We start from the raw sequence: 12,347 nt of genomic DNA, 5'->3' as shown, positions 1-12,347 counted from the left end.
CGTGCCGTTGCGCCTGCCCGCATCCATCGGTCTCGTGACTGCTATTCGCCTCACCGCCGCCATTCAAACGTTCCACCGTTCGACAGTGAGGAACCATGCCTATCAGCTACGCTCTGCGCAAGGCGCAACTCGCAGCGGTCGAGCAGCGCGCGATGAAGATTTCCATTTACGTCGTGTGCCTCGGTTTCGCGGCCAACGTCGGTTATGGCTTCTTCGTGAAATCCGATACGCTGCTGCTGACCGCCATTTTCTATCTGCTCAATCTCGTGAGTGCCGCGCTTGGATTGCTCGCAGCCTCCGTGATCACCCGGCCCGCGACGACCCGCTTCGAATATGGGTATTGGTTCCTCGAGCCGCTCGTGAATGGCATAAACGGCCTCATGATGCTGCTGGTATGCGTGTATGGCTTCGTGAACGGCATTGAAGGGATACGTTCAGGCGGCCACGTGGTGAACGCGCGCGGCGTTATGCTGATCAGCGTCGCGAGTTGCGTGATCTGCTTTGCCATGGTGGTCTACAAAAAGCGCGCGGCCGCGCAAATCAATTCCAAGCTGCTCAAAACCGACGGCTGGAAATGGATCATGAAATTGTCGTTCAGCGCGGCCACGCTGCTCGGTTTTTTCGTGTATTCGATATTGCCTGAAAGCTTTCACGAAGTATGGGCGCGCTATATCGACAGTGCAATGACCGCGGGGCTCTCGCTGGTATTTCTCTCGGTGCCCGTGAAAATCGTGCGCACCAGCTTTGCTGAATTACTGCACATGAGCCCCGAAGAGAACAATCCGCGTTCGGCGATCGAGAAAGCGCTTTCGAAGCTCGAACGCGAGCTTGGCATTCTGCGCCATCACACGCATGTCATTCAGGCTGGCCGGCGCAATTTTGTCGAAGTCAGCGTGCTTGTCGGCGCGACGTCCGCGTTAAGCGATCTCCCCTCGCAAGACAGATTGCGCGAACGCATCTGGGAAACGCTCGGCGCGAATCCGCTGGAAAACCGCCTCACCGTGCAGATCACCGCGGACCCGCGCTGGGAAGACGGACGCCAGCCGGGATGACGCGCGCCGCCGCCTGGCGTTGCGCCTGCCGCGATAGCCGCGTAAGCGCGTCCGAATACATCGATTTCCTACTGCGCCTGCAAGCCCACGCGCCAGAACTGCGCATCGAGATCGATGAATCAGCGTGTTGAGCGCTGGGTCGTTGTACTGGAGCCACCCGTTCGCGAGCTGGGTTTCATCGAGCGATGGTGGCGCTCGCGGTATCTGCTTCCTTCCGCTGATATTGCGCAGGCTCTGCCTGCGTACACCGGCACGGTCAATGACGACTGCGCCCTGAGCGCGCTGCCGAGCAGACGTGATTCGGCGACTGACGACCCAATACAATCGACTGGCCGAAGACCTCAAGCGCAAGTCCGCGACTTGTCTCGTCATCGACCGAATGCGCCCCCAGCAAGTGTTTTCAGCACAGGTTCGCTAACGTTGCGCAGAGCCAATGACCCATGTAGAAGTCAATCGGGCTGCCGGGAAGTGCGCATAGCGGATTCCCTCGCGACGAATATTGAACGCGTGTCACGCTTGCGCGCAATGGCTGCGCCGAAGGCAAACTACCTTTTACCGCCTCGATTGCCCCCCATTTTGGCCGAGCAGACGGAGCAACCGATGCCTCAGATGTACGCAGAAGCGCAGGGCGATTTCCGGCACGAAGCGTTCCAACAATTGCGCCTCACTTGCGAGGGCGAATCCTTGACAGTTCGGAGCGGCGTACGCTGCATTCAGGCTCCCTTCCATTTCAACTGGAAAGCTCGCGGTCGAGCCGGAACGAATTGTCAAAGCGAGTTTGACCGCGATTGCAGCGCCTGGCCTGGTTCTTAATTGCCGTATGGCGTCGTCGCTCGCCTGCTCGATATATTGGGCTCCTGATTATTTACTATTGACTATGGACACAAAAAGGGAGAGCGTATCTGCCTGGCATCAGGTTCGCTGTTGTCTCGATCAGACCAACAATCCGAGGTAACCATGTGGATCTTCCGTGTCGATGAACCTCGTCTTGGGGTCATCCGTATTCGAGAATGGCGCCGTCGCGCGCATCACACAATCGGTCTTCTCGTCATGCTGCTGGGCGGCGCCACCATCGGGCTGGTCGCTCTCGATCAGTCCGGCAACGCTTTCCCCGACAAACTGTTTACGGCTCTTTGGAACGGAGTCAATCTCATTACGACACTCGGCGCCTTCAGCGAATTCAGTCCGCCTCAAAAGGTCTTCATGCTTCTGGCCATGGTCGCGACGCTGCTGGTCGGCGGATTCGCAGTTTCGAGACTCACAGGCATGCTATCGGGCGATGACGTGATGGCTTATCGGGAGAACAGGATCATGGAACGCAAGTTCGAACAGCTCGCCAATCATGTCGTGGTAGTTGGCTTCCATGCTCTCGGCGAACGGGTCGCAAACTACCTGCATGAAGCGGGGAGCACGGTGCTCGTACTCGTGGGCGATCAGGATCAGGCCAACCGGGCAACGGATTGCGGGCATCTGGTCGTACTCGGGTCGCCGGACGCCTTCGACGACGTGCTCAAGCGTGCGCGACTGGATAGCGCGAAAGCCATGTTCGTCACGACACCGGACAGCAATAACAATCTGGCAATCACACTGCTGGCCCATACGCTCAACCCGTCGCTCGCCATTGCGGTACCTGGCGAGACCCCCTTGAGAAAAGGGCTGCTGGAGAACGCTGGCGCGACCAACGTCGTCATTGCCGACGATATCGTTGCCAAAGCGTTGATCAGCAAGATTGCGACTGTAGCGGGGACCGCACCATGAAACCCGCCGCTCCGACACCGCATCGCCTGCCTCATCTACCTTTCCTGCAAGGACTCCTGCCCTTCAATCCCGCGCAACTGCCGCACGACATCATCGCCGGGATCACGCTGGCGGCACTCGGGATTCCCGAAGTGATGGGGTATACGAAAATTGCCGGCACGCCCACCGTTACGGGCCTCTATACGATCCTGCTGCCGCTCGTGGCGTTCGCCCTCATTGGTGCGTCGCGTCAACTGGTTGTCGCCGCCGACTCGGCTACTGCCGCCATTCTCGCGGGTACGTTGACGGCCGTCGCCGCGCTCGGCAGCAAGGACTATGTCGCCCTGACGAGTACCGTTGCCTTGACCGTCGCTGTGATGCTGGTGATCGCGCGTGTCTTTCGTCTGGGTTTTCTGGCCGACTTTCTTTCCCGCAGCGCGTTGATCGGATTCCTGACCGGCGTCGGCATCCAGGTCGCAGCGGGCGAGCTTGCCGGACTGATCGGGCTCGCCAAGCAAGGGCATGGGCCGTTGATGCAGATCGCATCCGTATTGCAACGCGTAGCCGAGGCGAACTATCCGACCACGATGCTCTCAATCGGCGTGCTCGTGGTGATCATCGGCTGCAAGCGCTTCGTGCCGCGCGCACCGGGCGCGCTGATCGCCGTGATCGGCTCCATCGTGGCAAGCGGCGTGTTCAATTTCGCCAGACATGGCATCGCGGTCACGGGCGAAGTGCCGGGCGGACTCCCGTCATGGTTCCTCCCACCATTGCATATGGGCGAGATCAACCAGGTACTGGTCACGGCCGCCTCATGCTTCATCGTCATCATTGCCCAGAGCGCTGCAACGGCACGTGCGTACGCCAATCGCTATAACGAGCGGGGCGACGACAACGCCGATATCGTCGGGCTCGCGGCCGCCAACGCAGCAGCGGCCTTCACGGGAACGTTCGTCGTGAACGGCAGCCCGACCAAGACCGAGATGCTCGACGATGCGGGCGGCCGCACCCAGGTCGCCCACCTCACGACAGCCGCCATCGTGCTGCTGGTGCTGCTATTTCTCACGAGACCGCTGAGTCTTCTGCCTGCCGCTGTGCTGTCGGCCATCGTCTTCATGATCGGCGTAAAGCTGATCGACGTGAAAGGCATGATCGAACTGTACCGGATGCAGAAGGACGAGCTCGTCGTGGCGTTGCTGACTGCCGGCGTAGTCGTGTTCGTCGACGTGATGCACGGCATTCTTGCCGCCGTCGTGCTTTCGCTGATCGCGCATGCACGCCACAGCTACCGCCTGCGGACTCGGGTGCTGACGCGAGGCCCCGGCGACAGCTGGATCGCGCGACATGTCGAGGCCAATCTGCTCGCCGCGCCCGGTATCGTCGTCTACCGTTTTGAAGCCGACCTGTTCTACGCGAACACCGGCCGATTCACGGAAGAGGTGCTGAAGCTTGTCAACGAAGCGAGTCCGGGGCTGCGCTGGGTGGTGATCGACGCATCGGAGATCAACAACATCGACTACACGGCAGGCAAGACCTTGATCCAGCTGGGCGGCGAGCTCGACAAGCACGGCGTGGGTATCGCTGCGGTCGCCCTCCCCTCCGGCGTGCGACACGAAATCGAGCGGTACAAGGCGTTGCGTGTGACCGGCGTGCATCGCGAGGTCTTTGCCACAGTCGATGCCGCAATCGAGGCGCTGCGGGATATTTCGCCATCTACGTCCTCAACTTCCCAGGATGCCAAACCGCAATGAAGCGACCTGAAATGACACAGGTCCGGTTCGGCCTGGCATCGATCAAAGGAGTAATGCGTGCCTGATTCCGCTAACACAAAGCGCGCCGCGCCTGGCGCCGATCTCGCTGCGCCGGGTACACCGGCGGTGCAGGAAGACCCATCTACACTCTTTGCGGGGCGTGGCTCGCTGGCCGATCGCGTCAGACGGGGCAAGACGGCTCGCAGAGAAGTGCCGCGCGAGAAGCTCGCCGAATGCAGGATTGCCGATCGCGACCCCATCGCACTGCTCGACGCTTCCAATGTGGGTCGGGTGACGGAACTGATACCCATCCGTTATGGACGGATGGTCGCGAGTCCGTTCGCGTTCTATCGCGGCGCAGCGCCGCTCATGGCGCACGATCTGTCGAAGCTGCCGAATTCCAATGTGATCGTGCAACTGGGTGGCGATGCGCACCTGGCCAACTTCGGTCTGTTCGCAAGCCCGGAGCGGCGCATTCTCTTCGGCCCCAACGACTTCGACGAGACGCTGCCTGGACCATTCGACTGGGACGTGCGCAGACTGGCGACATCGTTCGTGATCGCTGCGCGCGAACGCGGATTTGCCTTGCGCGACCAGCAAGGCATCGTGCGCCGGTTGTGCGCAACGTTCCGCCAACGGCTCGCCGACTTCAGCCGCATGGACACGCTCGACGTCTGGTACTGCCAGTTCAAGGCGGCGACCATGCTGGCCATTGCCGATTCGGTCGAGGAAAGGAACAAGGAACTGGCCGTCATCGAAAAGGCAAGACAACAGTCGTCGCGTTCCGTGCTGACTCATGCAACCGAGGTAGTCAATGGCAAGCTGCGGATCAAGGACGTACCGCCGCTCGTGTATCACGTACCGCTGGAGAGCGCGAGTGACAGCAAGCAGTACAACGCGATGGTACGGCGCTTCTTCGCCGATTACCGGCTGACGCTTCCCGACGACAGGCGCGCACTGTTCGATCGATATGAACTGGTTGATGTCGCCATTCGTGTCGTGGGCATCGGGTCGGTCGGAACGCGTTGCTATGAGGCGCTTTTCATGGCCGACGGCGAGTGCCCACTTTTCCTTCAGCTCAAGGAGGCGCGCGCTTCCGTGCTGGAGGGTTATCTGCCGCCGAGCCGTTATCCCAATCATGGTCAACGTGTGGTCAACGGGCAGCGTCTGCTGCAGTCTGCCAGTGACATCTTTCTCGGGTGGTCCAAGATGCGCCACACCGGCAACGACTTCTATGTGAGGCAATTGCGCGACATGAAGGGCGCATTCGACTTCACGACATTCGACGTTGAAGATCTCGGCGAGTATGCGATTTCCTGCGCTCACGCGCTAGCCCATTCGATGGCGAAGGCAGGCGATCCCGCGCTGCTCAGCGGCTATGCCGGCAAGTCGGAGGCATTCGACGAAGCCATCGTGCGATTCTCGCTCGCCTACGCAGAACAAAATGAGAGAGACTGGGCGGTTTTGAAAGCGGCAGTCAAGGCGGGACGCATTCAGGTCATTCGTCAATAGGCCGGTTCAGCGGATACCGCACGCCGCCTTCACGCCCCCAATCCGTACTGCTCAGCGTCCTCACAACTGTACCGGTACTGTACCGATTACTGTCGATAAACTGGTTCCGTCCATTCTGTCTTCTCTTTCCGGAGCCCCTCGCATCATGCTGCCCGAAATGCTCAGCGCGCTGCCCGCCGGCATGCTCTTCGTCGTGGTCACGAGCATCACGCCCGGCCCCAATAACACCATGCTGCTCGCTTCCGGCGTCAACTTCGGTTTTCGTCGCACGGTGCCGCACATTCTCGGCATTAGCGCGGGCGTGGTCGTGCTGATGCTCTCGGTGGGCTTCGGGCTTGGCCAGGTGTTCAGGCATGTCCCGTCGCTCTATACCGTGCTGGAGATCGCGAGCATTGCGTACCTGCTGTATCTCGCGTGGAAAATCGGCACCTCGGGCGACATCAAGGTGAAGAGCGGCGAGCACCGGCCCATGCGCTTTCACGAAGCCATCGCGTTCCAGTGGGTCAATCCCAAGGCGTGGATGATGGTGCTCACGGCCGCCACCACGATCCGCCTTTCCGCGAACTTCGGCACCAACACGATGGCGATGGCCTTCCTGTTCTATGTGATCGGTCTGCCCTGCATCTGCATCTGGGCCGCGTTCGGCACCAGCATGCGGCGTTTTCTGTCGAATCCGCGGCGGCTGCGCGCGTTCAATATTTTTATGGCGCTTTCGCTGGTCGTTTCGCTGTATCCGATGTTCGTGCACCTGCTTCAACGTTAAAACGACCCGCCGCCATACTCCGGCTCAAACGCTACAATCGCAAGCGGGAAACATGGGCGGCGGAGTCACACTTTGTCTGAGTTTGAAGCGGGCTTTATTCTCACCCGCCATTGGCGCGATACGGGCGAACACACCGAGGTCGACTTCTGGCTCGCGACCGACGCAGGGCCGCGCCAGTTGCGCCTGCGCCCCCAACCTTCTGTCGCATTCGTGCCGGCCGCCCAGGAAGCCGCGGCCCGCGCCGCGCTAAAGGGCGACGCACGCACCGAGTTACGCCCGCTCAATCTGCGAGACTTCCAGCGCCGCCCGGTGCTGGGGCTCTATTCGCCGCAATATCGCGCTCTGGCCGGGCACGCCAAGCGCCTCGCCAAAGCGGGCGTCGACGTCTACGAAGCCGACATCCAGCCGCCGGAGCGCTACATGATGGAGCGCTTCATCACGGCGCCCGTGCTGTTCCGCGGCGATGTGGATAGCCCTGACGAAAGCGGCGTGCTGCTCGACGGCGAGATGAAACCCGCCAACGGCTATCGCCCGCGCCTGCGACTGGTGTCGCTCGACATCGAAACGAGCGCCCAGGGCGAGCTTTATTCCATCGCGCTCGAAGGCTGCGGACAACGCCAGGTCTACATGCTCGGCCCCGCAAACGGCGACGCGAGCCAGATCGACTTCGACTTCGAATACTGCGAGAGCCGCGCGCAGATGCTCGAACGCCTCAACGCATGGATGGCGCAGCACGATCCCGACGCGATCATCGGCTGGAATCTCGTGCAGTTCGATTTGCGCGTGTTGCACGCGCACGGCCAGCAAACCGGCGTGCCCCTGCGTCTTGGACGCGGCGGCGAGGTCATGGAGTGGCGCGAGCACGGCATGCGGGAGAATCATTTCTTCGCGGGCGCCGCGGGCCGCCTCATCATCGATGGTATCGAGGCACTACGCTCGGCCACCTGGAGCTTTCCGTCGTTCAGCCTCGAATACGTCGCTCAGGCGCTGCTCGGCGAAGGCAAGTCGATCGACAATCCGTATCAGCGCATGGACGAGATCCAGCGCCGCTTCGACGAAGACAAACCCGCGCTGGCCCGCTACAACCTCAAGGACTGCGAGCTGGTTACGCGCGTCTTCGAGAAAACCGAACTGATGGCCTTTTTGCTCGAACGCGCATCCGTAACGGGGCTTCCCGTGGATCGCAGCGGCGGCTCGGTAGCCGCGTTCACGCATCTGTATCTGCCGAAAATGCATCGGCTCGGCTACGTCGCGCCGAATCTCGGCGACGTGGTGGGCGAAAACAGCCCCGGCGGCTTCGTCATGGACTCGCGCCCCGGCATCTACGATTCGGTGCTCGTGCTCGATTACAAGAGCCTCTACCCCTCGATCATCCGCACCTTCCTGATCGATCCCGTCGGGCTCATCGAAGGTCTGGGCAACCCCGGCGACGACGCGTCCGTGCCCGGCTTTCTCGGCGCGCGCTTTTCCCGCGAGAAGCACTGTCTGCCGGAAATCGTGCGACAGGTCTGGGAGGGCCGCGAACATGCGAAGCGGCAGCACAACGCTGCGCTTTCGCAGGCGCTCAAGATCATCATGAACGCGTTCTACGGCGTGCTCGGATCGACCGGCTGCCGCTTCTTCGACCCGCGCCTCGCCTCTTCGATCACGATGCGCGGGCACGAGATCATGCGCAGAACCCGTCAGCTCATCGAGGCGCAAGGCTACGACGTGATTTACGGCGACACCGACTCGACCTTCGTCTGGCTCAAGCACGCGCACAGCGAAGCCGGCGCCACGCGAACCGGCCAGCAACTCGTCGAGCACGTCAATGCCTGGTGGAAGGCCGAACTGCAGGAACGCTTCGGTCTCCAAAGCGCTCTGGAACTGCAGTTCGAACGCCATTACTCGCGCTTTCTCATGCCCACGGTGCGCGGCGCGGAAGAAGGCAGCAAAAAGCGCTACGCGGGCCTCACGCTTGCCAGGAACGGCGGCGAAGAAGTCGTGTTCAAGGGCCTCGAAACGGTGCGCACCGACTGGACGCCGCTCGCGCAGGAATTCCAGCGCGAACTGTACCGGCGCATTTTCCAGCGCGAGCCCTACGTGGAGTACATCCGCGACTATGTGCGGCGCACGCTCAACGGCGAGCTGGACGACCAGCTCGTCTATCGCAAGCGCCTGCGGCGGCCGCTCGTCGAGTACCAGCGCAACGTGCCGCCGCATGTGCGGGCGGCTCGTGTCGCGGACGAGTTCAATCGCGCGAAAGGCCGACCGCTGCAGTATCAGAACGGCGGCTGGATCAGCTACGTGATAACGACGGCCGGCCCCGAGCCGCTCGAAACGCTGAGTTCGCCGCTCGATTACGCGTTCTATGTGAGCCGGCAGCTACAGCCCGTTGCGGACGCGATCCTGCCTTTCCTGCGCGAGGATTTCGATACGTTGATGTCGGGGCAGCAGAGTCTGTTTTAACCATGCGCTCTCTCGCACGCCCTAGCGCGCGCGCTCGATAAACCGCCACAGCGCATCGTCGGTCGAATACGGCGCGTTGAAGCGAAACCACGCGCTCGGTTCGTCGTCCGGCCTGAAATAGGAGCCAGGCGCGAGCCAGATGCCATCGCGCAGCGCCGCCGTGGCGATCGCGCCGGACCGTTCGGGCTCGATGGCAAGCCGCGCCCACACGAACAGCCCCGCGCGCGGCCGGTGGAATATCTCGAGCCCCAGCGCGTCGAGCCGCTCCTCCACGCAGGCATGCGCGGCCTTCAGCCGTTCGTTCACGAGTTCGACGTGGCGCGCGTGGCGCCCTTCGAGCAAGACCTTGTCGACCATGCGCTCGATGGTCGCCGACGAGGTGAGCCCCACCGCCATCTTCGCGCGCGCCAGTTCGCGCAGCACATCGCGCTCGGCGACCACATAGCCGCAACGCAGCGAAGGCGTGACCGTCTTCGAAAAGCCGCTGACGTACAGCACGCGCTGCAAGCCTTCCATCGCCGCGAGCAGCGGCGCGCCAGGCGGCGCAAGCTCGCGGCTCACATCGTCCTCGACGACCCACATGCGCTGGCGCTCGGCGATCTGCAGCAAGCGGAAGGCATTCGACATCGCATACGTCGCACCGGTGGGATTCTGCAGCGTCGTGTTCACGAAGATCGCCTTCGGCTGGTGCGCCGCCACCTGGCGCTCGAGCGCCTCGATGTCGAGCCCGGCGGGCGTGCGCGGCACGCCGTGCACCGTGAGCCCCGCGAGCTTGAGTATCTGCAGCAGATTGCAGTAGCCGGGGTCTTCCACGAGCACCGTGTCGCCGGGCCGCAGCAGCGTACGCACGATGAGATCGAGCCCCTGCGTCGCGCCCTGCGTGAGCAGGACGTTCGACACTTCGACAGGCAGCCCCTGCCGGTCCAGTTGCGCCGCGATGCGCTCGCGCAGCGGCGCGTAACCGTACGGGTGCCCGTAGTCGCCAAGCCGCACGGCCGGCACCCGGCTCATGGCGCGCAACGCGTGCTGCAGGCCGCTTTCGTTGATCCACTCGCCCGGCACCCAGCCGCAGCCCGCCTTGATCGGCACCGAATGATCGGCGAACACGTCGGAGAGCAGCCAGGTCGCCGTCAGCGTGGGCGGCTGCCAGCCCGCTGCGCTCGCGCGCGCCGAGTCGTTGCGGGGCGCCACGCGGTAGCCCGAGCCACGCCGCGCAACGACGAAGCCCATCGAAACGAGACGGTTGTACGCCTCGGTCACTGTATAGGTGGATAGCTCGTGGGTTTGCGCGAGCTGCCGCACCGAAGGCAGCAGCGCGCCGGCGCGCAGCGATTGCGCTTCGATCGCGCGCGTGAAGCCCTGCACGAGCTGCTCGACAAGCGTCGTCGTGACGCCGCGGCCGCGCTCCAGTTCGAGTTCGATCATCGGGAAAGCAAGCGTATAGTGCGAGGGAAAACCCGTACGATTCGGGGCGCCGACCAATACAGTTGGCGAGAATTGTCCAGCACGGTTTGCAGAGCAGTATAGAGACTGTCTATGCCGTCGTTCAAGCCTCGGCGCTACAGTTGAACCAAACCCACCTGAGGAGAAGCACGCATGACTTCGCGCCCCGTCATCGACGATCTCTCGTCGTTCTGGATGCCCTTCACCGCCAACCGCCAGTTCAAGGCCGCGCCGCGCCTGCTCGAATCGGCCAAGGGCATGTACTACCGCACGACCGATGGGCGCGAAGTGCTCGACGGCAGCGCGGGCCTCTGGTGTGTGAACGCAGGCCATGCGCGCGAGGAAATCGTCGCGGCCATCGCCCAGCAAGCCGCGACGCTCGACTTCGCCCCCACGTTCCAGATGGGCCACCCGCTCGCGTTCGAAGCGGCCCAGAAGATCGCGGAAATCATGCCGGCCGGGCTCGACCGCGTGTTCTTCACGAACTCCGGCTCGGAGTCGGTCGACACCGCACTGAAGATCGCGCTCGCCTACCATCGCGCACGCGGCGAAGGCCAGCGCACCAAGCTGATCGGCCGCGAGCGCGGCTATCACGGCGTAGGCTTCGGCGGCATCTCGGTGGGCGGCATCGGGCCGAATCGCAAGGCGTTCTCGGGCCAGCTGCTGCCCGCAGTCGATCATCTGCCGCACACGCATGATCTCGAGCACAACGCGTTCTCGAAGGGCCAGCCGGCCTGGGGCGCCCATCTCGCTGACGACCTCGAGCGCATCGTCGCGCTGCACGACGCCTCGACCATCGCCGCCGTGATCGTCGAGCCCGTGGCGGGCTCGACCGGCGTGCTGATTCCGCCGCAAGGCTATCTGCAGCGTCTGCGCGAGATCTGCACGAAGCACGGCATCCTGCTGATTTTCGACGAGGTCATCACAGGCTTCGGCCGCCTCGGCAAGGCCACGGCCAGCGAGTATTTCGGCGTGACGCCCGACATCATCACCATGGCCAAGGCGATCAACAACGCCGCCGTGCCGATGGGCGGCGTGGCCGCGAGCCGCACGGTTCACGACACGATCGTGAACAGCGGCGCGCAGGGCGCAATCGAGCTGTTCCATGGCTATACGTACTCGGCACACCCGCTCGCCGCCGCGGCCGCGATCGCGACGCAGGACCTGTATCGCCGCGAGGGCCTGTTCGAGCGCGCCGGAGCGCTCGCGCCGAAGTTCGAGGCTGCCGCGCATGCGCTGCGCGGCGAGAAGCACGTTAAGGACGTGCGCAATCTCGGCCTCGTTGCCGGCGTTGAACTCGACTCACGCGACAGCGCGCCGGGCGCGCGCGCTTACGAGGTTTTCGTGAAGTGCTTCGAGGCGGGCGTGCTGATCCGCTTCACGGGCGACATTCTCGCGTTCTCGCCGCCGCTGATCGTGACCGAAGAGGAAATCGCTCGCCTGTTCGGCACGGTGCGCGACGTGCTCGCCACGGTGCAGTAACGCGCGAGGCACGAGCGAACCAACACTCGCGCCTGCTTTCATTTGGTAATCCGCCGCAAAGGCGGCCCGGGGTCGGGCCGCCTTTTCTTTTTTCGGCCGTTCGACCCATGCAATACGCGGGCAGCAGGATTGCGCAGCCGTACGCGCGAGGACCGGGTT

Annotated in this window: 8 protein-coding genes; 7 read left to right on the top strand and 1 reads right to left on the bottom strand. The window is 62.9% G+C overall.

Translation table 11 applies throughout. The annotated features are described in order from the left end of the window. Positions 1-95: 95 nt before the first annotated feature. The 6 genes from M3A49_RS08840 (at position 96) to M3A49_RS08815 (ending at position 9,263) form a co-directional block, all read left to right on the top strand. The gene (locus M3A49_RS08840) at positions 96-1,052 is read left to right on the top strand and encodes a cation diffusion facilitator family transporter (RefSeq protein WP_266228355.1); all 957 of its coding nucleotides are present in this window, start codon (positions 96-98) and stop codon (positions 1,050-1,052) included. A 957-nt stretch (positions 1,053-2,009) separates the two neighbouring features. Continuing rightward, positions 2,010-2,810, top strand: a complete 801-nt coding sequence (locus M3A49_RS08835; RefSeq protein ID WP_266228354.1) for an NAD(P)-binding protein — start codon at positions 2,010-2,012, stop codon at positions 2,808-2,810. Next, positions 2,807-4,540, top strand: coding sequence for a SulP family inorganic anion transporter (locus M3A49_RS08830; protein ID WP_266228353.1), 1,734 nt, complete (start codon positions 2,807-2,809; stop codon positions 4,538-4,540). Before M3A49_RS08835 ends, M3A49_RS08830 begins: the two co-directional genes overlap by 4 nt. A gap of 57 nt (positions 4,541-4,597) precedes the next feature. Continuing rightward, on the top strand, positions 4,598-6,052 hold the full coding sequence (locus tag M3A49_RS08825) for a DUF2252 domain-containing protein (protein ID WP_266228352.1): 1,455 nt from the start codon (positions 4,598-4,600) through the stop codon (positions 6,050-6,052). Between the two features lie 145 nt (positions 6,053-6,197). Beyond that, entirely contained in the window at positions 6,198-6,815 is a 618-nt protein-coding gene (locus M3A49_RS08820; RefSeq protein ID WP_266228351.1) for a LysE family translocator, read from the top strand. Positions 6,816-6,887: 72 nt separating this feature from the next. Further along, on the top strand, positions 6,888-9,263 hold the full coding sequence (locus tag M3A49_RS08815) for a DNA polymerase II (protein WP_254355660.1): 2,376 nt from the start codon (positions 6,888-6,890) through the stop codon (positions 9,261-9,263). 21 nt (positions 9,264-9,284) lie between these two features. Here the strand turns inward: M3A49_RS08815 and M3A49_RS08810 are convergent, their stop codons facing one another. Then, positions 9,285-10,688 (bottom strand): PLP-dependent aminotransferase family protein, encoded by a 1,404-nt coding sequence (locus tag M3A49_RS08810; protein ID WP_254355659.1) that lies wholly within the window; start codon positions 10,686-10,688, stop codon positions 9,285-9,287. A gap of 171 nt (positions 10,689-10,859) precedes the next feature. On the opposite strand from M3A49_RS08810, the gene M3A49_RS08805 reads away from it, so the two are divergent. Continuing rightward, positions 10,860-12,188 (top strand): aspartate aminotransferase family protein, encoded by a 1,329-nt coding sequence (locus tag M3A49_RS08805; protein ID WP_266228350.1) that lies wholly within the window; start codon positions 10,860-10,862, stop codon positions 12,186-12,188. Positions 12,189-12,347 lie beyond the last annotated feature (159 nt).

It is taken from the genome of Paraburkholderia sp. CNPSo 3076 (assembly GCF_026343935.1).
GTDB lineage: Bacteria > Pseudomonadota > Gammaproteobacteria > Burkholderiales > Burkholderiaceae > Paraburkholderia > Paraburkholderia nodosa.
This window is presented reverse-complemented; position numbering and strand designations above follow the sequence as displayed.